General features: G+C 70.1%; 22 protein-coding genes. 8 read left to right on the forward strand and 14 right to left on the reverse strand.

Annotation, left to right across the window (positions count from 1 at the left end):
* Positions 1 to 184 precede the first annotated feature (184 nt).
* From KZC51_RS07930 to KZC51_RS07945, 4 genes are all read left to right on the forward strand, one after another.
* Positions 185 to 1,882, forward strand: a complete 1,698-nt coding sequence (locus tag KZC51_RS07930) for a circularly permuted type 2 ATP-grasp protein (protein WP_247629456.1) — start codon at positions 185 to 187, stop codon at positions 1,880 to 1,882.
* On the forward strand, positions 1,876 to 2,802 hold the full coding sequence (locus KZC51_RS07935; RefSeq protein ID WP_247629457.1) for an alpha-E domain-containing protein: 927 nt from the start codon (positions 1,876 to 1,878) through the stop codon (positions 2,800 to 2,802). The genes KZC51_RS07930 and KZC51_RS07935 overlap by 7 nt, the downstream gene beginning before the upstream one ends.
* Positions 2,799 to 3,644, forward strand: a complete 846-nt coding sequence (locus KZC51_RS07940; RefSeq protein ID WP_247629458.1) for a transglutaminase family protein — start codon at positions 2,799 to 2,801, stop codon at positions 3,642 to 3,644. The genes KZC51_RS07935 and KZC51_RS07940 overlap by 4 nt, the downstream gene beginning before the upstream one ends.
* 90 nt (positions 3,645 to 3,734) lie before the next feature.
* Entirely contained in the window at positions 3,735 to 4,262 is a 528-nt protein-coding gene (locus tag KZC51_RS07945; protein ID WP_247630609.1) for a phosphoribosyltransferase, read from the forward strand.
* Positions 4,263 to 4,289: 27 nt separating this feature from the next.
* On the opposite strand, the gene KZC51_RS07950 is transcribed toward KZC51_RS07945, so the two are convergent.
* From KZC51_RS07950 to KZC51_RS07985, 8 genes are all read right to left on the reverse strand, one after another.
* Complete coding sequence (locus KZC51_RS07950; protein WP_247629459.1) at positions 4,290 to 5,813, reverse strand: ATP-dependent DNA ligase; 1,524 nt, start codon at positions 5,811 to 5,813, stop codon at positions 4,290 to 4,292.
* Between the two features lie 46 nt (positions 5,814 to 5,859).
* Complete coding sequence (locus tag KZC51_RS07955) at positions 5,860 to 6,630, reverse strand: enoyl-CoA hydratase/isomerase family protein (RefSeq protein ID WP_247629460.1); 771 nt, start codon at positions 6,628 to 6,630, stop codon at positions 5,860 to 5,862.
* A gap of 25 nt (positions 6,631 to 6,655) precedes the next feature.
* Positions 6,656 to 7,819 carry a 1,2-phenylacetyl-CoA epoxidase subunit PaaE gene (gene paaE / locus KZC51_RS07960; RefSeq protein ID WP_247629461.1) on the reverse strand — a complete coding sequence of 388 codons (1,164 nt, stop codon included), beginning with the start codon at positions 7,817 to 7,819 and terminating at the stop codon, positions 6,656 to 6,658.
* 1 nt (position 7,820) lies between these two features.
* On the reverse strand, positions 7,821 to 8,330 hold the full coding sequence (gene paaD / locus KZC51_RS07965; protein WP_372491795.1) for a 1,2-phenylacetyl-CoA epoxidase subunit PaaD: 510 nt from the start codon (positions 8,328 to 8,330) through the stop codon (positions 7,821 to 7,823).
* Entirely contained in the window at positions 8,327 to 9,178 is an 852-nt protein-coding gene (paaC, locus tag KZC51_RS07970) for a 1,2-phenylacetyl-CoA epoxidase subunit PaaC (RefSeq protein ID WP_247629463.1), read from the reverse strand. The genes paaD and paaC overlap by 4 nt, the downstream gene beginning before the upstream one ends.
* Positions 9,175 to 9,516 (reverse strand): 1,2-phenylacetyl-CoA epoxidase subunit PaaB, encoded by a 342-nt coding sequence (paaB, locus tag KZC51_RS07975; protein WP_247630610.1) that lies wholly within the window; start codon positions 9,514 to 9,516, stop codon positions 9,175 to 9,177. Before paaB ends, paaC begins: the two co-directional genes overlap by 4 nt.
* Positions 9,516 to 10,493 carry a 1,2-phenylacetyl-CoA epoxidase subunit PaaA gene (paaA, locus tag KZC51_RS07980; RefSeq protein WP_247629464.1) on the reverse strand — a complete coding sequence of 326 codons (978 nt, stop codon included), beginning with the start codon at positions 10,491 to 10,493 and terminating at the stop codon, positions 9,516 to 9,518. Before paaA ends, paaB begins: the two co-directional genes overlap by 1 nt.
* A gap of 84 nt (positions 10,494 to 10,577) precedes the next feature.
* Positions 10,578 to 10,997, reverse strand: a complete 420-nt coding sequence (locus KZC51_RS07985) for a pilus assembly protein CpaE (RefSeq protein WP_247629465.1) — start codon at positions 10,995 to 10,997, stop codon at positions 10,578 to 10,580.
* A 74-nt stretch (positions 10,998 to 11,071) separates the two neighbouring features.
* On the opposite strand from KZC51_RS07985, the gene KZC51_RS07990 reads away from it, so the two are divergent.
* Positions 11,072 to 13,210 (forward strand): RecQ family ATP-dependent DNA helicase, encoded by a 2,139-nt coding sequence (locus KZC51_RS07990; protein WP_247629466.1) that lies wholly within the window; start codon positions 11,072 to 11,074, stop codon positions 13,208 to 13,210.
* A 17-nt stretch (positions 13,211 to 13,227) separates the two neighbouring features.
* Here KZC51_RS07990 and paaK read toward each other — a convergent pair whose 3' ends face one another.
* Complete coding sequence (paaK, locus tag KZC51_RS07995; protein ID WP_247629467.1) at positions 13,228 to 14,526, reverse strand: phenylacetate--CoA ligase PaaK; 1,299 nt, start codon at positions 14,524 to 14,526, stop codon at positions 13,228 to 13,230.
* 225 nt (positions 14,527 to 14,751) lie between these two features.
* Here paaK and KZC51_RS08000 point away from each other — a divergent pair, with 225 nt between their 5' ends.
* Positions 14,752 to 16,161 (forward strand): aldehyde dehydrogenase family protein, encoded by a 1,410-nt coding sequence (locus tag KZC51_RS08000; RefSeq protein ID WP_247629468.1) that lies wholly within the window; start codon positions 14,752 to 14,754, stop codon positions 16,159 to 16,161.
* 73 nt (positions 16,162 to 16,234) lie between these two features.
* On the opposite strand, the gene paaI is transcribed toward KZC51_RS08000, so the two are convergent.
* The 5 genes from paaI to KZC51_RS08025 are packed head-to-tail and all read right to left on the reverse strand — an operon-like array spanning position 16,235 to position 21,518.
* A complete protein-coding gene (paaI, locus tag KZC51_RS08005) occupies positions 16,235 to 16,618 on the reverse strand; it encodes a hydroxyphenylacetyl-CoA thioesterase PaaI (protein WP_247629469.1) in 384 nt (127 codons plus the stop codon).
* Between the two features lie 11 nt (positions 16,619 to 16,629).
* A complete protein-coding gene (gene paaZ / locus KZC51_RS08010) occupies positions 16,630 to 18,723 on the reverse strand; it encodes a phenylacetic acid degradation bifunctional protein PaaZ (protein ID WP_247629470.1) in 2,094 nt (697 codons plus the stop codon).
* On the reverse strand, positions 18,720 to 19,577 hold the full coding sequence (locus KZC51_RS08015) for a 3-hydroxyacyl-CoA dehydrogenase family protein (RefSeq protein ID WP_247629471.1): 858 nt from the start codon (positions 19,575 to 19,577) through the stop codon (positions 18,720 to 18,722). Before KZC51_RS08015 ends, paaZ begins: the two co-directional genes overlap by 4 nt.
* The gene (locus KZC51_RS08020) at positions 19,574 to 20,335 is read right to left on the reverse strand and encodes an enoyl-CoA hydratase/isomerase family protein (RefSeq protein ID WP_247629472.1); all 762 of its coding nucleotides are present in this window, start codon (positions 20,333 to 20,335) and stop codon (positions 19,574 to 19,576) included. The genes KZC51_RS08015 and KZC51_RS08020 overlap by 4 nt, the downstream gene beginning before the upstream one ends.
* On the reverse strand, positions 20,328 to 21,518 hold the full coding sequence (locus tag KZC51_RS08025; RefSeq protein ID WP_247629473.1) for a thiolase family protein: 1,191 nt from the start codon (positions 21,516 to 21,518) through the stop codon (positions 20,328 to 20,330). The genes KZC51_RS08020 and KZC51_RS08025 overlap by 8 nt, the downstream gene beginning before the upstream one ends.
* A 122-nt stretch (positions 21,519 to 21,640) precedes the next feature.
* Here KZC51_RS08025 and KZC51_RS08030 point away from each other — a divergent pair, with 122 nt between their 5' ends.
* Positions 21,641 to 22,252, forward strand: coding sequence for a TetR/AcrR family transcriptional regulator (locus KZC51_RS08030; protein ID WP_247629474.1), 612 nt, complete (start codon positions 21,641 to 21,643; stop codon positions 22,250 to 22,252).
* Positions 22,253 to 22,323: 71 nt separating this feature from the next.
* The gene (locus tag KZC51_RS08035; protein WP_247629475.1) at positions 22,324 to 23,325 is read left to right on the forward strand and encodes an AraC-like ligand-binding domain-containing protein; all 1,002 of its coding nucleotides are present in this window, start codon (positions 22,324 to 22,326) and stop codon (positions 23,323 to 23,325) included.
* Positions 23,326 to 23,448: the final 123 nt, after the last annotated feature.

Below are 23,448 nucleotides of genomic sequence, written 5' to 3' on the forward strand. Positions count from 1 at the left end.
ACGGAGAACGGGGTATCCGTATGTGTCTCGCCTCCGCTGCAGTGCGGGGTGCTTCGTGCCCCTTTTTCGGGCACCGGCCGCCGAACGGCCGGACAGATGAACTCTACCGCTCCGGCCTGGCTCTGTCGCCGCTCCGACTTCCCTCGGAAACATCATCGAAACCACGCCGCGGAAGTATTCCGACATGGAGTCGCTGTTCAACGGATACACCTCTCGTCGGTCGCCGGTGCGGAATGGGCCGCAGCCCTGGGATGAGATGTTCCCCTCCGAGGCGCTCCCGGGCGGCGGAGAGGTGCGCGTGCCGTACCGCGACATGTACCCCGCGCTGGCCGGGATGGACGACGCGGAGCTGCGGGCGCGGACGGATGCGCTCGCCAGCTCGTACCTTGCGCAGGGGGTGACCTTCGACTTCGCCGGAGAAGAACGGCCGTTCCCGCTCGACGTGGTCCCGCGCGTGATCGCCGCGGATGACTGGACCTACGTCGAGTCCGGGGTGAAGCAGCGCGTGCGCGCGCTGGAGGCCTTCCTCGCGGACGTGTACGGTCCGCAGCTCGCGGTGCACGACGGCGTGATCCCCGCATCGCTGATCAGCTCGTCCTCGCACTTCCACCGCCAGGCGGCCGGGATCGTCGGGGCGAACGGCGTGCGCATCCACGTCGCCGGCATCGACGTCATCCGTGATGAGAAAGGCGCCTGGCGGGTTCTGGAGGACAACGTCCGGGTGCCCAGCGGCGTCAGCTACGTGCTCGCCAACAGGCGGGTCATGGCGCAGACGCTCCCCGAGCTGTTCACCAGCCTGCGCGTCCGACCCGTCGTCGACTACCCGGGACGGCTGCTGCAGGCCCTGCGCGCGGCGGCTCCGGCGGGGGTCGAGGATCCGACGGTGGTCGTGCTGACCCCCGGCGTCTACAACTCCGCGTACTACGAGCACACCCTGCTGGCGCGCATGATGGGCATCGAGCTCGTCGAGGGTCGCGATCTGTTCTGCTCGGGCGGGCGGGTGTGGATGCACACGACCGCGGGGCCGACGCGTGTGGACGTCATCTACCGCCGTGTCGACGACGAGTTCCTGGACCCGCAGCACTTCCGGCCGGATTCGGTGCTGGGGGCACCAGGCCTGATGCTCGCGGCACGACTGGGCAACGTCACCCTGGCGAACGCGATCGGCAACGGCGTCGCTGACGACAAGCTCGTCTACACGTATGTGCCGGAGCTCATCCGCTACTACCTCGGCGAGGACCCGATCATCCCCAACGTCGACACCTGGCGTCTGGAGGAGCCGGAGGCGTTGGAGGAGGTGCTGGACCGGCTGGACGAACTGGTCGTGAAGCCGGTCGACGGGTCCGGAGGGAAGGGGCTCGTGGTCGGACCCGACGCCTCGCGGACGACGCTCGACGCGTTGCGGGCGACCCTGCTGGCCGATCCGCGCGGATGGATCGCGCAGCCCGTGGTGCAGCTGTCGACGATCCCGACGCTGGTCGAGGACGGATTCCGGCCGCGGCACGTCGATCTGCGCCCCTTCGCCGTGAACGACGGAGACGACATCTGGGTGCTGCCCGGCGGACTCACCCGGGTCGCGCTGCCCGAGGGACAGCTGGTCGTCAACTCCAGTCAGGGCGGAGGGTCGAAGGACACCTGGGTTCTGGATCCCTCCCTCTTCACCGGGCCGAACACCACGGTCGCCGGTCTCTCGGACCCGGCCTCCGACGAGGTCTCGATCGCCACCGGGGCGATCGCGGTCGTCACCTCCCCGGTGCGCGAGGAACCGCATCCGCCCTTCCTCTCCTCGCCGCAGGACGAGGACCTCGAGGCGCGCCACCACCAGCAGCAACAGCAGCAGCAACAACACGTGCAGCAGGCGGAGGAGGGTCTCTCATGCTGAGTCGCATCGCCGAGGCGCTGTTCTGGATCGGTCGCTATGTCGAGCGCGCCGACGGCACTGCGCGCATCCTCGACGTGCACCTGCAGCTGCTCCTGGAGGACCCCTGGGTGGAGGAGGACACCGCGTGCCGTGCGCTGCTCTCGGTCATGGGCACGACGGTCGAGGGCGATGCGCCGCTCGGACGTGACGACGTGGTGCGGCTGCTCGCACTGGATCGGGAGCATTCGGCGTCGATCGCGCACTCGATCGCCGCCGCCCGCGAGAACGCCCGCCGTGCGCGCGAGATCATCTCGACCGACCTGTGGGAGACGCTCAACGAGTCCAACGCGCGGATGCCGCGGTGGATCGCCTCGGACAAGACGCACCCCTTCTTCCGCTGGGTCCGTGACCGTTCCGCCCTGGCATTCGGCGTCGTCGACTCCTCGACGAGTCGCGACGAGGCGTGGCAGTTCTTCGTGCTCGGCCGGTCGATCGAACGGGCAGACATGACCGCGCGGCTGCTCGCGACGCGGTCGCTGACGGACGCCGGCGGCCCGAGCTGGACCACGCTGTTGCGCAGCTGCGGCGCGTACGAGGCCCATCTGCGCAGCCATCGCGCGGTACCCACGGCCGCGTCGGCGGTGGAGTTCCTGCTCGTGGACCGGCTGTTCCCGCGGTCCGTGCTCTCCAGCATCCTGCAGGCGGAGGAGTGCCTGCGCGGCATCGACCCGGCGGGCGCGTTCGGTGCCCCGGACCGCGCTCACCGGGTGCTCGGACGGATGCGCTCGGAGCTGGAGTACCGACCGGTCGGTGACATCGTGCACAGGCTCTCGGAGAGCATGGAAGAGGTGCAGGTGGGGATGTCGGAGGCGAGCGACGCGATCAGGGAACGGTACTTCCCCTCGATCGCGATGCCGGTGTGGATCGGAGAAGCGCTGTGAGCCGTCTGCGGATCGTGCATCGGACCGGGTTCCGCTACGAGAAGCCGGCGACCGCGTCGTACAACGAGGCGCGGATGCTTCCGCACTCGCGCGAGGGCCAGTTCGTGCTGCAGGCGACGCTCGACATCTCGCCGACCGCGACCCAGCACTCGTATGCGGACTACTGGGACACCCGGGTGTCGACCTTCGAAGTGCTGACTCCGCATCAGCTGCTGTCGGTCACCGCGACGAGCATCGTGGACGTGCGGACGACGTCCCCGTCGACTGCCGCGATCGACTGGGACGAGCTCGCCGCCCGCATCCCGCTGTCGCTCTCGCTCTCCGAGGGGGTCACACAGACCCCCGCCACGGCGCCCGATGCCGAGATGATCGCGCTCGCGCAGCGGATCAGGGCCGAAGGGCGAGACGTCGACGCCACCGCGTTCGAGATCTGTCGCACGGTCGGCGAGGCCATGGAGTACCAGAGCGGCGTCACCGGGGTGAACTCCACTGCACGAGACGCGTGGCCCGCGCGCTCGGGTGTCTGCCAGGACATCGCCCACGTCGCGCTCGGCGTGCTGCGCGCGGTCGGCATCCCGGCGCGCTACGTGTCCGGATATCTGCATCCTGATCCGACGGCGCCGATCGGGCAGCCCGTCATCGGCGAATCCCACGCCTGGGTCGAGTGGTACTCGGGGGAGTGGCGAGGGTACGACCCGACCAATCTCGCCGAGATCGGGGAGTCGCACGTGTACGTCGGCCATGGTCGCGACTACGCCGATGTGGCGCCGCTGCGGGGCGTGTACGCCGGGCCGAGTGCCTCGGAGCTCTTCGTGTCGGTCGAGGTCACGCGGCTGGAGTGATGGTCCGCGGCGAGGGGTCACGACACGCCGCGCCCGGGGCGGTCCGTGCGGCGTGTCTTGACCCCTCACGTGGAAACAAGCGCCGATCGGATGCAGGAGAATGAACCGGTGACTGATGCAACGATCGAGCGCGAGACGCTCACCTGGGACGGATTCGGCGCGGCGACCCGCGAGCTCGCACGCACCATCGTCGACAGCGGGTTCGTGCCCGAGGTCGTCGTGGCGATCGCGCGCGGGGGCTTGCTGCCGGCCGGTGCCATCGCCTACGGTCTGGGGGCGAAGAACTGCGGCGCGATCAACGTCGAGTTCTACACCGGCATCGGCACCGTGCTCGACGCCCCGGAGGTGCTGCCGCCGGAGCTCGACATGGCCTACCTCGACGGCCGCCGCGTGCTGCTGGTCGACGATGTCGCGGACTCCGGTCGCACCCTCGCCCTCGCCGTGCAGCTGCTGAAGGACAAGGGGGCCGATGTGCGCTCGGTCACCATCTACACGAAGCCCACGACGATCATCCAGCCCGACTACGCCTGGAAGGACACCGATCTGTGGATCAACTTCCCGTGGTCGTTCCAGGGCACCGTGGTCGAAGAAGACCAGGGACTCGCTCCCTCCGCCTGAGCGCGGCAGACTGCGGACTTCCGAGGGTCAGCTCGGCAGCAGTGCGCGCAGCGTCTGGATCGTGTCGGCTTCGGCGGCGGTCTTGTCGGCGCGGTAGCCCTTGACCCGGGCGAAGCGCAGCGCGATCCCCCCGGGATAGCGGGGCGAGCGCTGCACGCCGTCGATCGCGATCTCGACCACGATCTCCGGCCGGAGGAACACGGCGGCGGCCGAGCGGTGCGTCTCGAACTCGGGGAACGTCTGCGTCTGCCACTGCAGCAGGGCATCGGTGAGCCCCTTGAACGTCTTGCCGACCATCACGAAGGCGCCGGGCTCCCCGAACTCGCCGTCCGGGTCGAGCGCACCCAGATGCAGGTTCGACAACCAGCCCTGACGTCGACCGGATCCCCATTCCGCGCCGAGCACCACGAGGTCGTAGGTCAGCACGGGCTTGACCTTCACCCAGGAGGTGCCGCGCCTTCCTGCGGCGTACGGCGAGTCGATCGCCTTGATGACGACGCCCTCATGGCCGGCGGCGAGGGCGTCTCGGGAGAGCTCCTCAGCCGCAGCGGCGTCGGCCGTGACGATGCCGGGGATGCGCCAGTCGGAGGCGACGCGCTCGAGCTCCGCGAGGCGGGTGGAGAGCGGCTCGTCGATGAGGTCGCGGCCGTCGACGTGCAGCAGGTCGAAGAACCAGGGGCGCAGCAGGAGCTCTCGGGAGACATCGGCGCCGAACCGCGACATCGTCTCCTGGAACGGGCGTGGGCCCCCGTCCTCATCGAGTGAGAGCGTCTCTCCGTCCAGGATCAGATCGCGGGCGGGAAGCGATCGCACGATCTCGACGAGCTCCGGCACCCGGTGCGTGATGTCGGCCAGGCTCCGCGTGTACACGCCGACCTCCTCGCCATGGCGGTGCACCTGGATGCGGGCGCCGTCGAGTTTGTACTCGACTGAGGCCCTGCCGGTGATCTCGAGTGCGGCGGTAGGACTCGCGGCGGTACCGGCGAGCATCGGCAGTACCGGGCGGCCGACCTGCAGGCCGACGGCCTCGAGTTCCGCGGCGGTGCCGGTGAGCGCGAGGTGCGCGCTCGTGCCGAGATCTCCCGAGAGCATGGCCGCGCGACGGACGAGGGCGGGCGCGCGACCGGAGGCACGAGCGATCGCGTCGAGCAGCACGCCGCCGAGCGCTCCCGTGCGCAGTTCGCCCAGGATCGACCTGGTCAGGAAGTCCCATTCGCCAGCCGTGGTGCGGGCGGCGAGGTCGCCGAGGATGACGCTGCGAGACGTGTTCGACCCCGTGCCGGATGCCGCGGCCAGAGCATCGAGAGCCTGATCGACGTCGGCGACGCGCAGTGTCGATGCATCCGCATGATGCACGTCGAGGGCCGCGATCCCTCGCCAGCCCACTCCGAGGCGCCCCTGTCGCGGCGCCGCCAGCAGCAGCCCGACGAGCGGCGCGATCTCTGCGGGTTCAGCGCGCGCGAGCAAACCGGCCAGGGCGTCGATCTTCGCGAGGCGCGATCGGGTCGCTGCGACCTCTTCTGTCGTGGTGACGAGCTCGGAGAGCATCATCCCCGCATTCTGCCACCGGGGTCTGACACCGACGAGGCCGGGGATGTCAGACCCCGCGGAACACCGGCTTCCGCTTCTCCTGGAACGCGGCGAAGCCCTCGCGGTAGTCGTCCGTGTCGCACAGTGCAGCCTGAGCAGCGTTCTCGATGCCGACCGCATCCCACAGCGTGAGCCGCTCATCGCGGATGCGGGCGATGAGGTGCTTGCTCGCGAGGAACGCCGCCGTGGCTCCGCGGGCGGCCACAGCTGCGGCGTCCGTCGCCGCCTCGATGACCTGGTCGTCGGGGAACACGCGCGAGAAGAGTCCGGAGGTCACCGCCTCTGCGCCGGTCATCAGCCGTCCGGTATAGATCAGGTCGAGCGTCTTGTGCGCGCCGAGCCGGTCGAGGAACAGCGCGTGCCCGCCCGAGTCGAGGGTCGCGCCGAGCGCGGCGAACGGAGAGCCGATCTTCGCGGACTCCGCGACGTACACGACATCGGTCGCGACCAGCAGGCCGAGTCCGACACCCAGACAGGCGCCATGCGCCGCGGCGAAGGTGGGGGCGGGGAATCGCGCCATCCGCTGCAGCAGTGGCGTCACCAGGCCGCCGAGGTAGCCGATCACGTCGTCGTCGCGCGGGTCGACGCCCGAGATGTCGCGTCCGGCGCAGAACGCACGCCCTTCGCCGCGGAGCACCAGGGCGCGGACGCCGGCCCGCTCCGCCTCGTCATAGGCGGCGCCGAGATCGCGCAGCGCCTGTTCGTCGAGGGAGTTCAGCTTCGCCGGGGCGTTGAGCGTGATGTGCGCGACGTCGTCGGCGATGGTCAGGTCGATCATGTGTGCTGTCCTTCCGGCGGTCTGCTCAGACGTCGTAGTCCACGACCACACGGTCGCTGGTGGGGTGGGACTGGCAGGTGAGCACGAAGCCGCGCTCGAGCTCGTCCGGCTCCAGGGCGTAGTTCTCGGTCATGGTCACGCTGCCCTCCACGACGCGCGCCCGGCAGGTGCCGCAGACTCCGCCCGCGCACGCGAACGGGGCGTCCGGCCGCACGCGCAGTGCGGCGTTCAACACCGACTCGTGCGCGTCGACCGGGCTCTCCACCGTCGACGAGACGCCGTCGAGCGTGACCTCGATGCGCACGGTCTTCTGCCCGGCGCGCACCTCAACGGGTCGTGCGGCGCGCGCCGGCTCGTCACCGGTCGTGAACAGCTCGAAGCGGATGTGCGAGCGATCGACGCCGACGTCGGCGAGCACCTCGCGGCACAGGTCCACCAGGGCCAAGGGGCCGCACAGGAACCACTCGTCGACGGTCGACGGCAGGATCAGGGTGCCGAGGATCGTCCGCAGCTTCTCCTCGTCGATCCGCCCCGAGAGCACAGGGGCGGTGCGCTGCTCGCGCGAGAGCACGTGATGCAGCACCAGACGGGTGGGGTAGCGGTCCTTGAGGTCGGCGAGGTCTTCCAGGAACATGACGTCGAGGGTGGCCCTGTTCGTGTACAGCAGGGTGAAGCGCGAGGTTTCCGACCGCGTCAGCACGGTGTGTGCCAGCGCCATGAGCGGAGTGATGCCGGAGCCGGCGGCGATGCCGACGATGTGCCGGTGGTCGAGATCGTCGAGTGCCGAGGTGAACGTGCCCTGCGGGCTCATCACGTCGATCGCGAATCCGGGATGCAGTCCGGTCTGCGCCCAGGTGGAGAACAGCCCTCCCTCGTCGCGCTTCACCGCCACGCTCAGGCGGGTGGCACCGCCGTCGTCGCGGTGCTCGGGTGCGCGGCACAGGGAATAGGAGCGCCGCACCTCGACGCCGTCGAGTGTGGTGCGCAAGGCCACGTACTGACCGGGAAGGTGGTCGTAGTCGTCGGCGAGCGCAGCGGGCACCGTGAACGTGACCTCGACCGCGTCGTCGGTCAGAGGTCGCACGTCCTCGACCGTGAGGGTGTGGAAGCGGGCGCGCTTTCGTGGCGCCGCATCGGTGCGGGGAACCTCGCGCGAGACGGCAGCAGGGGATGAAGTGAAGAGCGACATGTCAGTGCACCTTGAAGTGATCGAACGGCTCGAGGCACGCGCGGCACTCGAACAGGGCCTTGCATGAGGTCGAGCCGAACCGCGAGACCTCGCGGGTGTCGAGGGATCCGCAGCGCGGGCAGCGCACGCTCAGCGCCAGGCGGATGGGGCCCGTAGACACAGCTGCGCGCCCCGAGGGCGGTGCGATGCCGTACTCGGCGAGCTTGGTCTTGCCGGCATCGGTCATCCAGTCCGTCGTCCAGGCGGGGGAGAGCACGAGGCGCACCTCCACCTCCCGATACCCCGCCGCGGTGAGCGCGAGGATGACGTCGTCACGGATCGTGTCCATCGCCGGGCAGCCGCTGTAAGTCGGGGTGATGTCGACTGACACGCGCGATCCGTCGACCACGACTGCCCGCAGCACGCCGAGATCCTCGATCGTGAGCACGGGCACCTCGGGGTCGGCGACGGCCGCCGCGATGCGCCAGGCCTCCTGCGTCGGAGTCGTGTCGTCGCTGTGCACCGGAATCACCACGTGGCCCCGGGATGCCGTCGCGCGAGCACCTGCATCTCGGCGAGGATGTGACCGAGCGGGGTGGCGTGTGCGCCATGACGGCCACCGGCGGACGAAGCGGCGACCGCGGGCACCGACAGCTCCGCCTCGGCGAAGACCGTGTCGACGACGGCGTCGAAGCCCGGGCGCAGACTCGACGGTCGCACCGCGGCGTCGCCGAGGCGTTCGATCAGCTCGTCGTCGCGGAACAGCTCATCGACGTACGGCCAGACATCGGCGTTCGCGCGGATGATCCGCGCCCGCGACTCCTCGGTGCCTCCGGCCAGGCGCAGCATCCACTGCACCGCGTGGTCGCGGTGATAGTCGACCTCTTTGAGTGACTTCTCCGCGATCGCCGCGAAGGTCGCATCGCTGCTCGCCCGCAGCGCGGAGTACAGCTCGAACATGTAGGTGGCGGCCACGAACTGCCGCGCGATGGTCTGGGCGAAGTCGCCGTTCGGCTGCTGCACGATCCACGCGCAGCGGAACGCCGGCTCATCGCGGAAGAACGCCAGATCATCTTCGCTGCGGCCGTCGAACGAACCGGCGTAGTGCAGGAACGACCGGGCATGGCCGAGAAGGTCCAGGGCGATGTTGCCCAGCGCGACGTCCTCCTCCAGCTCGGGAGCCCGGGAGATCCACGCACCCAGCTGCTGCGAGAGGATCAGCGCATCGTCCCCGAGACGCAGGGCGTACTCGGCGATGTCGGCGGATGCGGCCACGGCGCCGACGCCGGAGAGCTCCTGGGAGAGCTGGAGCTCATCGACCGAGACGTCGCCGTGCGCGTCGGCCTCCGGGATGGGTCCCTGAGCTTGTCGAAGGGTCACAGGTGCGGCACCCCCTCGGACGCCGTGTAGTACACGGCGTGACGGTAGTTCTTTCCGGCGGGGCTCTCGAAGTACGCGCCCTTGGCATCGGGGTCGCTCGTGGTGATGGCATCCGCGGGCGCGACCCAGATCGAGACGCCCTCTCCGCGACGCGTGTAGAGGTCGCGCGCATTGCGGATCGCCATCTCGGCATCCGGCGCGTGCAGCGACCCGACGTGCACGTGGCTCAGACCGCGGTTCGCGCGCACGAACACCTCCCACAGCGGCCACAATTCCCGACCCTGGGTCCCTGGGGCCTGTCCTGAGCCTGTCGAAGGGTCGGCGCCCGGGGTCGCCATCACGCCACCGCCGTCGAGGTGACGGCCTGCTTGCGGGCGTACTCGGCTGCGGCCTCCCGCACCCACGCACCTTCTTCATGTGCGGTGCGGCGGCGCTCCAGGCGCTCGGCGTTGCAGGGCCCGTTGCCGCGCAGCACCTCGAAGAACTCGTCCCAATCGATCTCGCCGATCACGTACTGACCGGTCTCCTCGTCGAACCGCAGGTCGGGATCGGGCAGCGTGACGCCGAGGATCTCGGCCTGCGGCACCAGCATCCCGACGAAGCGCTGGCGCAGATCGTCGTTCGAGAACCGCTTGATCTTCCACTTCATCGACTGCGCGGAGTTCGGCGACTGCTCATCCGGCGGACCGAACATCGCCAGGCTCGGCCAGTACCAGCGGTTCACGGCATCCTGCGCCATCTGCCGCTGCTCTTCGGAGCCCTGCATGAGGCTGAGCAGGATCTCGAACCCCTGGCGCTGGTGGAACGACTCCTCCTTGCAGACGCGCACCATCGCGCGGCCGTACGGACCGTACGACGCCCGGCACAGCGGCACCTGGTTGACGATCGCGGCGCCGTCGACGAGCCAGCCGATCGCGCCCATGTCGGCCCAGGTCGGGGTGGGGTAGTTGAAGATCGAGGAATACTTGGCCTTGCCGCTGATGAGCTGGTCCATCATCTCGTCGCGGGTGATGCCGAGGGTCTGCGCGGCGGAGTAGAGGTAGAGCCCGTGCCCGGCCTCGTCCTGCACCTTCGCCATCAGGATCGCCTTGCGCTTGAGGCTCGGGGCGCGCGTGATCCAGTTGCCTTCGGGCTGCATCCCGATGATCTCGGAGTGCGCGTGCTGCGAGATCTGACGGATCAGCGTCTTGCGGTACGCCTCGGGCATCCAGTCGCGGGGCTCGATGCGCTGTTCATTCGCGATGAGCTCATCGAACAGGCGCTCCTCGTCGGAGATCTCGCCCGATACGAGGCTGAGGTCTGCAGGGCTGGTCATCATCGACTCCTCATCCTCCGATCTTTACTGACCGGTCGTTGAGTAATTCTGACATGACGATGCGCGACACGCAAGACGCGACGCTCAGCGAGAGCGGGAGACCAGCTCGAGAAGAGCCCTGCCGTAGGCCTCGGCGGGATCGGGATGTTCGAACCGGAGCGTCTCGCCGGCGAGCTCGATCTCGACCAGGAACGTGTCGGTCAACCGGGACAGGCGGCGGAAGGTCCCGCGCAGGAGATCGCGAAGCTGATCCTCCCTGGGCAGCCAGACGGCGTCGGCGAGCGTGACCGCGTCGAGCGCCCACTCGGTGGTGCCGTTGAACGCCAGATCGGTGCCGCTCGGTGTCTGACGGGCCTCGATGGTCATGGCACTGACGGTGAAGACGTCGGCCTCGGCTTCGAGCTCGATCTCCTCCGGCAGGTCGAGCTGGAACCGGTCCCCATCGGCCGGATGCCACACCAGACCCGCATCACGCAGGGCGACGGCGAGTTCTCGGGTGATCACAGCTCCACGCTAGACGACCGCGTGCGCGCGGGGGCCGCGCGGGGCATGTCGGTGGAGTGGGGCAGAGTGGGGTCATGGTCTCCACTGCTCCGTCCGACACCCGCGAGGGCGACACCCGAGGAGCCGCGCTCGCCGCGCTGCGGGAACTCGTCGGTCGCGCCGATGCCGACTTCCACGACGGGCAGTACGAGGCGATCGAGGCTCTGGTCGCCGGCAGGCGTCGCGCGCTGGTCGTGCAGCGCACCGGATGGGGCAAGTCGGCGGTGTACTTCGTGGCCACCCTGTTGCTGCGGCGACAGGGGGCCGGGCCCACGGTGCTGGTCTCGCCGCTGCTGGCGCTCATGCGCGACCAGATCTCCGCGGCCGAGCGTGCCGGTGTGCGTGCGGTCGCGATCAACTCCACCAACGCCCACGAGTGGAGCGATGTGCTGACGCGGCTCGATCGCGATGAGGTCGACGTGCTGCTGGTCTCGCCCGAGCGCTTGAACAACCCGTCCTTCCGTGAGGAGCAGCTGCCGGCGCTCGTCGGCCGCATCGGCATGCTGGTCGTCGACGAGGCGCACTGCATCAGCGATTGGGGACACGACTTCCGTCCCGACTATCGGCGGCTGCGCGACCTGATCGCGCAGATGCCCGCCGATGTGCCGGTGCTCGCGACCACGGCGACCGCGAACGGCCGCGTCGTGGCCGATGTCGCAGAGCAGCTGGACAGTCTGCACGGTGGCGGTGAGGCAGGAACGGCCGAGGTGCTCACGATCCGTGGCCCGCTCGCCCGCACCTCGCTGCGCCTCGGTGTGCTGCGGCTGCGCGACTCGGCAAGCCGACTCGCCTGGCTGCTCAGCCACCTCGACGACCTTCCGGGCTCCGGCATCATCTACACCCTGACCGTCGCCGCCGCGGTCGACACCGCCCGACTGCTGCGCGAGCACGGTCACGATGTGCGTGCCTACACCGGCCAGACCGACACCGACGAGCGCGCCGAGTCCGAGGGGATGCTGAAGCGCAACGAGGTCAAGGCGCTCGTCGCGACCAGCGCCCTCGGCATGGGCTTCGACAAGCCCGATCTCGGGTTCGTGCTGCACCTGGGCGCACCGTCGTCGCCCGTGGCCTACTACCAGCAGGTCGGTCGTGCGGGCCGTGCCAGCGAGAGCGCCGACGTGCTCCTGCTGCCGGGGGTGGAGGACCGCGACATCTGGCACTACTTCGCGACCGCGTCGATGCCCGACCGGGAGCGCGCGGAGCGAGTGATCACGGCGCTCGGCGACACCCCGATCTCGACGCCGGCGCTCGAAGCCATGGTCGACATCCGCCGCACACCGCTCGAGTTGCTGCTGAAGGTGCTCGATGTCGACGGCGCCGTGCGACGCGTGCAGGGCGGGTGGGTCGCCACGGGCGAGCCCTGGGCCTACGACGCCGAGAGGTACGAGCGCATCGCGGCCGAACGCGTCGCCGAGCAGCAGCACATGCTCGACTACGAGAAGACCGAGGGCTGCCGGATGGAGTTCCTGCAGCGCTCGCTCGACGACGAGACCGCGGCGCCGTGCGGTCGCTGCGACAACTGCGCCGGCGGATGGTTCCCCCGCGAGATCGGTGCGGCGGCCACCACCCAGGCGTCGGAGTCGCTCGACCGGGTCGGTGTGCCGATCGAGCCGCGTCGCGCCTGGCCGACCGGCGCCGATCGCCTGGATGTGCCGGTGCGGGGTCGCATCCCCGCGGACGAGCAGGCGGGCGAGGGGAGGGCGCTCGCCCGCCTCACCGACCTCGGTTGGGGAGGCGCGCTGCGCGAGATCTTCGCGGCAGGCGCTCCGGATGCCCCGGTGTCGCCGCAACTGCTCGCCGCCTGCGTCCGCGTGCTCGCCGGGTGGACGTGGGAACAGCGCCCGGTGGCGGTGGTCGCGATGCCGTCGCGGTCGCATCCGCAGCTCGTCGACTCGCTCGCCCGCGGTCTCGCCGAGGTCGGGCGTCTGCCGTTCCTCGGCGCGCTCGCACCCGCGGGCGGCGGACCGAGCGGACAGCCCGGCGGCAACAGCGTGTTCCGACTTGCGGGCCTCTGGGATCGACTGAGTGCCGAGCATCTCGAGGTTCCGGCAGGGCCCATGCTGATCGTCGACGATCTGGTCGACAGCCGGTGGACCGTGACGGTCGCGGCGCGCACACTCCGTCGGGCGGGCGCGACGGCGGTGCTGCCCTTCACTCTCGCGCTGCGCGGGTGACCCCGGCCGTCGCGGCCTCAGCGCAGGTCGTAGACGCGCTTGTACTTGCCTTCGCTGCGCGGTAGGGCCCCCGGTTCTTCCAGGTGCACGTCGACGGTCGTGCCCACGTGCACCTTGATGCGCTGCTGCAGCACGGCGGCCGCCGCCTCGCACACCTCTCGATCGAGCTGCGGATGCCGTTCGATCCGCACGGTCATCGAGTCCATCCGGCTCTCGCGGCGCAGCTCCAGCACGAAGTGCGGCGTCAGGGTCTCGATGCCCATCACGAGCTCCTCGATCTGCGTGGGGAAGAGGTTCACGCCGCGAAGGATGATCATGTCGTCGTTGCGTCCCGTGATCTTCTCGATCCGCCGTGCGGCCGGGAAGGTCGTGCCGGGCAGGAGTCGGGTGAGATCGCGGGTGCGGTAGCGGATGACCGGGAACGCCTCCTTCGTGAGCGAGGTGAAGACGAGCTCTCCGAGTTCGCCATCCACCACCGGTTCGCCCGATTCCGCGTCGATCGTCTCCGGGAGGAAGTGGTCCTCCCAGATGTGCGGGCCGTCCTTGGTGAGCACGCTCTCACTCGCGACACCCGGCCCCATCACCTCGCTGAGCCCGTAGATGTCGACCGCGTCGAGGTTCATGCGTCGCTCGATCTCGCGGCGCATCTCGTTCGTCCAGGGCTCAGCCCCGAGCACGGCGATGCGCAGCGACGTCGAGCGCGGATCGATACCCGCCTCCTCCATCGCGTCGGCGATGGTCAGCAGGTAGCTCGGTGTGCACAGGATCGCGTCCGGCTCGAAGTCGTGGATCATCTGCACCTGGCGGGCGGTCTGACCACCCGACATCGGGATCACGGTCGCGCCGAGCCGTTCGATCCCTGCATGCGCCCCGAGTCCACCCGTGAACAGACCGTAGCCGTAGGCGTTGTGCACGCGCATACCGGGTCGGATGCCGGCGGCGTGCAGCGAGCGGGCGATGAGATCGGCCCAGCGGTCCAGGTCACCCTGCGTGTAGGCGACCACGGTCGGGCGTCCGGTGGTGCCCGACGAGGCATGCACCCGCCGTACCTCCGCCATCGGCACCGCGACCATGCCGAACGGATACGTCTCGCGCAGATCGGCCTTGGTCGTGAACGGCAGTCGGCGGATGTCGGCGAGCGTCCGGATGTCGTCGGGCGTGACGCCGTGCTCCGTGAACCGGCGATGGTAGTGCGGCACGTTCTCGTACGCGTGGCGCACGGTCCACTGCAGGCGCCGCAGCTGGAGCTCTGCGAGCTCGGCGTGCGAGTGCAGCACGGATTCGCCGGCACCGGTCAGCAGTTCGATCGTCGTCATCGTGACTCCTTCATCACTTTCCCCGGTCCGCAGCGGTGCGGACGCAGGACGGTTCATCGTCATCTCATCAATCGGTCAGGGGGTTCGGTCCGCGGTGTGCGTACAGGCCTGTGCCCCATGCGCACGATGCCCGCGTTTCGGCACTCGTGGCCTGTACAGGCCGCGGCGAGCGTTTCTAGGCTCGGGGCAACCGGACAGAGCAGTCCGCGGAATGAGGAGGATGCTGTGACCACGACGACGACGATCCTGGAAGCCGTCAGCGTGCCCGAGAGCGTGGGCCGCGCGATCCCGGATGCCGCCACGAGAGAGACCATCGGCTATGCGCCGGTCTACACGGTCGCCGACCTGAACGATGCGGTCGCGGCCGCACGCGCGGCGCAGCCGGCCTGGGCCGCGATCGGCCACGCGGAGCGCAGCCGCATCCTGCACGCGATCGCGGATGACCTCGAGGCGCACAGCGAGGAACTCGCGGTGCTGCTGTCGCGGGAGCAGGGCAAGCCGCTGAACGGACCCAACGCCCGTTTCGAGGTGGGTGCCTGTGCACTCTGGACCCGTACGGCCGCCGACACCGCGATCGAGCCGGAGGTCGTGTTCGAGGCGGGGGAGTCCCGCGCCGAGGTGCACTACGACCCTCTGGGTGTGGTCGGCGCGATCGGCCCGTGGAACTGGCCCATGATGATCACGGTCTGGCAGATCGCCCCCTCGCTGCGGATGGGCAACACCGTGGTGGTGAAGCCCAGCGAGTACACGCCGCTGTCGGTGCTCGCGCTCGCCGAGATCTACAACCGGCACCTGCCGGCCGGCGTGCTCACGGTCATCTCCGGAGACCGCGAGGTCGGCGCGGCCATCGCGGCGCACCCCGATCTCGACAAGATCATGTTCACCGGGTCGACGGCCACCGGTCGTCGCATCGTCGAGGCCTCCGCGGGAAGTCTCGCGCGGCTCACGCTCGAGCTCGGCGGCAACGACGCGGGGATCATCCTGCCGGGCACCGACATCGAGGCGATCGCCGAGAATCTGTTCTGGGGCATCTTCATCAACACCGGGCAGACCTGCGCCGCACTCAAGCGCCTCTACGTGCACGACTCGCAGTACGAGCAGGTCGTCGACACGCTCGCCCAGCTGGCGCGCACCATGCCACTGGGCAACGGTCTCGACGAGGCCAACGTGCTGGGGCCGCTGCAGAACGAGAAGCAGTTCGACATCGTCGCCGCACTCGTCGACGATGCCAGGGCGAACGGCGCGCGCATCGTCGCCGGCGGCGCCGCGGCCCCCGAGCACGGTCCGCTCTTCTACCAGACCACGGTCGTCGCGGACATCGCCGACGGCGCGCGCCTGGTCGACGAGGAGCAGTTCGGACCGGTCATCCCGGTCATCCGCTACTCGGACGTCGACGACGCCGTGCGCCGGGCCAACGCCTCTGCACAGGGGCTCGGCGGATCGGTCTGGTCGCAGGACGTCGATGCCGCGACCGAGGTCGCCCGACGTGTGCAAGCGGGCACGGTGTGGATCAACCAGCACGGTGCGATCAACCCGCACGTGCCCTTCGGCGGCATCAAGGCGTCGGGTTACGGGCAGGAGTTCGGAGTCGCCGGGCTGAAGGCCGTCTCGGCGCCGAAGGTCATCCAGCGCTGAGAGGCGCAGGCGCGTGAGGGCGGAGGGATCGCTCCCTCCGCCCTCTCGCTGCACCCGCGCGATCCACACCGGGTCACTCCGCGGGGCGACGGTCGGTCGTCAGCGAGCGGCCGCGTACCTCGGCGACCACGTCGCCCGTGTCATCCGTGACCGTGATGTCGTAGACCCCGGCACGGCCGGTGACGGTGCGGCGACGCGCGTGTGCGGTCAGACGCTGCCCCGCGGTCGTCGATTTCACGAACACGATGTCGGCGCCGGCGGCGACCGTGACCCGCTCGTCTTCGTTGCAGGCGATCGCGAAGGCCGTGTCGGCGAGCGTGAACACGAAGCCGCCGTGCGTGATGGCGTGGCCGTTGAGCATGTCTTCGCGCACGAGCATCGAGACGACGGCCTCGCCCGGCTCGTCCTTCTCGACGGTCATGCCCAGCAGTGCCGACGCGCGGTCCCGCTGCATCATCGGACGCAGGGTCACGCTGCCGCTCCGGTCGAGGGCTGGGCGCCAGCGGGGGCGAGCTCCTTGGCGACCAGGGTGAGCACGTCGTACTCGGCCACCACCTCATCGCGTTCGTTGCGGATCACGGCGTCCCAGCGCACCTCGCCGTATTCGTCGGTCTCCCGCGGCGTGATCTGCTTCGCGGTCAGCGCCACCCGGATGCGGTCGCCCGGCGAGACCGGCGTGATGAAGCGCAGGTTCTCGAGCCCGGAGTTGGCGAGCACGGGGCCGGGAGCCGGATCGACGAAGAGTCCTGCCGCCCACGACACCAGCAGGTAGCCGTGCGCGACCCGACCGGGGAAGAACGGATTCGCGGCCGCCGCGGCCTCGTCCATATGGGCGTAGAACGTGTCGCCGGTGAAGTGCGCGAAGGTCTCGATGTCGGCGAGGGTGACCTCGCGCTCGGCGGAGTCGACGCGGTCGCCGATCCGCAGCTCGGCGAGCGACTTGCGGAACGGATGGGTGCCGGTCGCGTCGGCATCGGCGCCGGCGTGCCACACCCCGGTGATCGCGGTCAGCATGCGCGGGGAGCCCTGCACCGCAGTGCGCTGCATGTAGTGCAGCACAGCCCGGATTCCGCCCAGCTCCTCGCCGCCGCCCGCGCGGCCGGGGCCGCCGTGCACCAGGTGCGGCACGGGGGCCCCATGCCCGGTGGAACTGCGGGCGTCGTCGCGGTCGAGGAACAGTACGCGGCCGTTGAACGCGCCGATGCGCGAAATCAGCTCCGCGGCGGTCTGCGGATCGTGCGTCGCGACACTGGTCACGAGCGACCCTCCGCCGCGTCCGACCAGCTCAGCGGCCTCGGCGAGCGAGGAGTAGGTGAGCACGCTCGTGACCGGACCGAACGCCTCCACCTCGTGGGCGGCATCGGGGGCCGGGCCGTCGAAGCCGATCACGAGGGGGGAGAGGAAGGCGCCGTCCTCGGCCGCACCCACGGTGCCGTCGGCGCGCGTCACATCGGGGCGATCGGTCGAACCGATCAGCAGGGTGCCACCGGCATCCTGCAGCACGCCGACCTGGTGCAGCACCTCATCGCGCTGTGCGACCGATACCAGGGGGCCGAGGGTGACGCCCTCCGCGCGGGGATCGCCGATCACGACGCGCGCGTCCATGCTCGCCTGCAGCGCTGCGACCAGGTCGTCGCGGGATCCCACCGGCACGATCGCCCGGCGGATCGCGGTGCACTTCTGTCCGGCCTTGGTCGTGAGCTCGACCATCAGCTGACGCACGTAGGCGTCGAACTCGGGGGTGCCGGCGGTGGCATCCGGCGCGAGCACCGAGGCGTTGATCGAGTCCGTCTCGCTCGTGAACCGCACCGCCGGGTCGACCTGGCCACGCAGGCGCGCGGCGGTGGTCGCGCTGCCGGTGAAGCCGACCGTGTCGCCGAGCGTGAGCCGGCCGAGCAGATCGTGCACGCCGCCACTGATCAGCTGCAGCGAGCCGGCAGGCAGCAGTCCGGAGTCGACCAGGATGCGTACCCAGGCCTCGGCCACGTACGCGGTGGGCGTCGCGGGCTTCACGATCGACGGCACTCCGGCGAGGAAGGCCGGGGCGAACTTCTCCAGCGCCCCCCACATCGGGAAGTTGAACGCGTTGATCTGCAGCGCGACACCGGGCAGACGCGTGTAGATGTGGCGACCGAGGAACGAGCCGTCCTTCGACAGCGGCTCGATCGCGCCGTCGAGGTAGACCTGGGAGTTCGGCATCTCCCGGCGCCCCTTGGAGGAGTACGTGAACAGCACGCCGATACCGCCGTCGATGTCGTTGAGCGAGTCGCGCCTGGTCGATCCGGAGCGCGTCGACAGCTCGTACAGCTCCTCCTTGTGCGCCGTCAGCTCGATCGCGAACTGCTTGAGCAGCACGGCCCGCTGGTGGAAGGTCAGGGCGCCGAGGCTCTGCTGTCCGACCGTGCGCGCGTGGCGCAGTACCGCCTCGACGTCGAGACCGCGGGTGCTGATGGCGGCCACGGCCTCGCCGGTGGACGCATCGCGCACGACGGTGGCGTCGGGGTCGGTCTCGGGCGCCCACCAGGCGTCGCCGACATAGCTGGGCAGGATCGCAGTGGTCATCTCTCGTCACTCCAGTCGTAGAATCCTCGGCCGCTCTTGCGGCCCAGCTGTCCGTCGTCCACCATCCGGCGCAGCAGCGCGGGCGGAGCGAAGCGCTCGCCGAACGCGCGCTCCAGCTCCTCCGCGATGCCGAGCCGTACGTCGAGCCCGACGATGTCGGTGGTGCGCAATGGTCCGGTCGGATGCCGGTACCCGAGCTCCATGGCGGCGTCGATATCGGCGGCCGACGCAACGCCTTCCTCGAGCATGCGGATGGCCTCGAGCGCGAGCATCACGCCGAGACGGCTGGACGCGAATCCGGGGGAATCGCGCACGATCACCGCGGTCTTGCCGAGCTCCGCCACCCAGCCACGCAGCGTGTCGACGAGCGATGTCAGCGTCTGCGTGCCGATCACGACCTCGATCAGCGCGGAGGATGGCACCGGGTTGAAGAAGTGCATGCCGAGGAAGCGCTCGGGGAAGGAGAGCCCGCCGGCGAGATCGGTGATCGAGATCGACGAGGTGTTCGTGGCGAGCACCGCGTCACCCGCGACGACCGCCTCGATGCGCGACAGCGCCTCGGCTTTCAGCGCGCGATCCTCGGGAACGGCTTCGATGACCAGACCCGCCTGAGCGAAGTCGTCCACCGCTGTGCCGACCGTGAGCGCGGAGGTGAGATCGTCGAGAGACAGCGCGTCTCCGCTGCGCGCGACCGACCGCTCCAGGCTCTCGTGCACCCGGGTGCGTGCTGCATCCGCCGCATCCTGATCGCGCTCCACGACGTGCACGCGGGCGCCGGCGAGCAGGAACGCATGCGCGATCCCTGCGCCCATGCGGCCTCCGCCCAGTACCCCGATGTTCTGTGGAAGGCTCATCGGCTCCTTTTCCTCTCCAGGAACGCGGTCATCCGCTCGTGTTTGTCCGCACTGTCGAACAGCTCCGCCTGCACCTCTCCCACGATCCCGAGATGCTCGTCGGGCGGGGTGAGAAGCAGGCGCTTGGTGAGCGCGGTGGCGCGGGCGCTGTTCGCCGCGATGCGGTCGGCCAGGGCGTGCGCGGCGTCGAGCAGGGCGTCGGGGGCGTGCACGGAGGACAGCAGTCCCCAGTCCCGCGCCTCCGCGGCGTCGATCACCCGACCGGTCAGCAGCAGCTCGCTCGCGCGGGCGTGGCCCACGATCTCGGGCAGCCGCCAGGTCGCCCCCGCAGCAGCGATGATGCCCAACCCGGTCTCGGGGTTGCCGAGACGTACCCGGTCGGTGCCGATGCGGATGTCGGCCGCGTAGGCAAGCTCCGCGCCACCGCCCAGGGCGTAGCCGTCGACCGCGGCGATCACCGGCATCGGCAGACGGCGGATGCGGTCGAACACGGTCGCATTGATGCTCCTGCGCGCATCGGCCGATGTGCGGTCGCGCAGCTGCGCGATGTCGGCGCCGGAGGCGAAGACACCTCCGGCGCCGGTGAGGATCAGGATGCGCGGGGAGCGTTGGAGCGTCTCGCACAGCGCATGCAGTTCATCGACCATCGCCTGGTCGATCGCGTTGCGGACCTCGGGGCGATCGAGCGTCGCGACCACGCGATCGTTCCCCTCCTCGATGCGCACGGCCCGCTTCTCGGGTCCGGCGGTGTCAGGCATCGAGGCGCTCCACGATCATGGCCGAGCCCTGGCCGACGCCGACGCACATGGTCGCGAGACCGTAGCGGGCGTTCTCGCGAGCCAGGCGTCCGAGCAGCGTCACGATCAGGCGCGACCCGCTCGATCCGAGCGGATGCCCGAGCGCGATCGCCCCGCCGTCGGCGTTCACGATCTCAGGGTTCAGCCCCAGGCGTCGGATGCTGGCGAGCGACTGCGAGGCGAACGCCTCATTCAACTCGACGGCGCCGATGTCGCCGATCGTGAGCCCGCTCTTGGCGAGAGCCTTCTCAGACGCGGGTACCGGACCGAGTCCCATGATCTCGGGGGCGAGCGCGGCCGTCGCGGCCGACACGACTCGGGCCAGGGGGCGCAGCCCGTAGCGCTCGACGGCCGCAGCGCTGGCGACGATCACCGCCGAGGCGCCGTCGTTGAGGGAGCTGGAGTTGCCGGCGGTCACCACCTGACCACCGGCGACCACGGGGCGCAGACCGGCGAGCGCCTCGAGCGAGGTCTCGCGCCGGGGTCCCTCGTCGGTGTCGACCTGACCGCGCGGGGTGTCGACCGCCACGATCTCGTTGCGGAAGCGCCCCGCGTCGATCGCCGCGAGCGCCCGATGGTGACTGCGCAGGGCGAAGGCGTCGGCATCCGCACGGGTGATCCCGTCGAGGCGGGCGACCTCTTCCGCGGTCTCCGGCATCGAGAAGGTGGCCTTGTCGCGGGCCGCCAGGCGCGGGTTCACGAAGCGCCATCCGATCGACGTGTCGAACGCGGCGCCGGGCTTTGCCCACGCCCGTTCCGGTTTCGCCTGCACCCAGGGTGCCCTGGTCATCGATTCGACGCCGCCGGCCACGAGCACGTCGCCGTCGCCCGCGCGCACGGCTGTGGCGGCGAGGGCGATCGCCGTCATCCCGGAGGCGCACAGGCGGTTGACGGTGAGCCCCGGCACGGTGTCGGGGAGGCCGGCGAGCAGCACGGCCATGCGGGCAACGTTACGGTTGTCCTCGCCGGCCTGGTTGGCCGCGCCGAGGATCACCTCATCCACGGCCTCGCCGGGGATGCCCGCTCGGGAGACGGCATCGGCCACCACGAGGGCGGCGAGATCATCGGGCCGGACTCCGGCCAGAGCGCCGCCGTAGCGCCCCACCGGGGTGCGCGTTCCGGCGACGAGGTAAGCCTCGGACATCGTCATCCTCTCGTCCGCCCACATCGGCGGGTCTTTGCAGACCGATCGTTCAGGAATGATCGCAGATCGCGCCGCGCTTGGCAACCCGGCCCCGCGAGGGCAGCCGGTGCCAGACTGGGGGCATGGCTGCACACGACGACTCGCCCGCGCCCGCACGACGCGGACGACCGGGGTACGACCGCGAGCAGGTGCTGAGGGTCGCCGTCACGGTGTTCAACGAGCAGGGGTACGACGCGACATCGATCTCGGATCTCGCCGCGAAGCTCGGGCTGACGAAGTCCGCGCTCTACCACCACTTCGAGTCCAAGTCGGCGATTCTCGCCCTCGCTCTCGACGACGCCCTGGATGCCCTCGAGGCTGTGGTCGACGAGGCCGAGGCCGCGCACACCGAGGCGTCGGAGCGGCTGCGGTCGATCGTGCGTGGAGCGGTGCGGGTGCTCACCGCCAAGCTCCCCTCGGTGACGCTGCTGCTGCGGGTGCGCGGCAACAGCGAGGTGGAGCTGGCCGCACTGGACCGCCGCCGGGTCTTCGATCAGCGCGTGACAGCGATCGTGCGTGAGGCGCAGCGCGAGGGGCTGATCCGCGACGACATCTCGGCGGCGGTCGCCACCCGCCTGCTGTTCGGGATGATCAACTCCGTGGTCGAGTGGTACCGCCCCGGTGGTGCCGTGGATCCCGCAGAGCTCGGCGAGGACGTCCTGCGCGTCACGCTCGACGGGCTGCAGTCGCGCTGACCGACGCGGGGGTCCTGGCCGGCGGAATCGGAGCGTATGCTGTCCGTCACGCGATGAGGCGAGGAGGATGCATGCGCGACAGGACGAGTTCAGCCCTGGCCGATCGCGTCGTCATCGACACCGGTGCCGTGGCCTCGAGCGAGCGGTTCGAGATGTGGACGGATGCCGTCAACCGTAGTTTCGTTCCGCTGCGCGCCTGGTCGGCCGACCCCGAGACCAGGGCCGTGTTCGACGGTCGTCTGATCGCCCAGACCCTCGGACCGATGTCGGTCAGCAGCGTCGCAGGGTCCGCCGTACGCGTGAGCAGGACCCGGTCGGAGATCGCCCGCGATGACCCCGGGCACATCAAGCTCGGTGTGCAGCTGCGCGGGCACAGCACGATCATCCAGGACGGGCGCGACGCGGTGCTCGCGCCGGGGGACTTCGCACTGTACGACACCACGCGTCCGTACTCGCTCGACTTCGACTCCTCGTTCCGCATGCTGGTGGTGATGTTCCCGATCGAGGCGCTGCGCGTCGACCGCGGTAGGCTCCGCGGCCTGACCGCCTCGCGGTTCTCCGGGCAGAGCGGCTCGGGGGCGATCGCCTCCGCCCTGCTCCGCGCCTTCGACGGCACGCTGGAGGAGGGCACCCTGCAGAACCGGCTGCCGCTTTCGGACGCCGTGTTCGACATGGTCGCCGCCGCGCTCGGCGAGCGCCTCGACAGCGAGGGCGGTGTCGGTGAGGAGGCGCGGCGACGCTCGCTGCTGACGCGCGTCGAGCTGTATATCGCGGACCACCTCGGAGATGCCGAGCTCAGCGTGTCGCGGATCGCCGCCGCACACCACGTGTCGGTGCGCTACCTGCAGAAGCTGTTCGAGGAGAACCACGACACCGTCAGCGGCTGGATCCGCGCGCGTCGACTGGACGCCGCACGCCGGGACCTCGGCAACGTGGCGCAGAACGAGCGGCAGATCTCCGCGATCGGAGCGCGCTGGGGGTTCACGGATGCGGCCTCGTTCGCCCGCGCGTTCCGCCAGCAGTTCGGTGTCTCGCCGAGCGAGTTCCGCGCGCACTCGACTCCGGAGCGCTGACCGCGGGTCTGAGCCGATCGATCGCAGCGGGGCCGGACACATCCGTGCACGTGCGGCACATCGCCGTGCGCACCGGGGCGACCCGGACGGCGTCGCCGCACGGGATGCTGGCCTCGTCAGCGG

The sequence above is a fragment of the Microbacterium croceum genome (genome assembly GCF_023091245.1).
GTDB classification, from domain to species: Bacteria; Actinomycetota; Actinomycetes; order Actinomycetales; family Microbacteriaceae; genus Microbacterium; species Microbacterium croceum.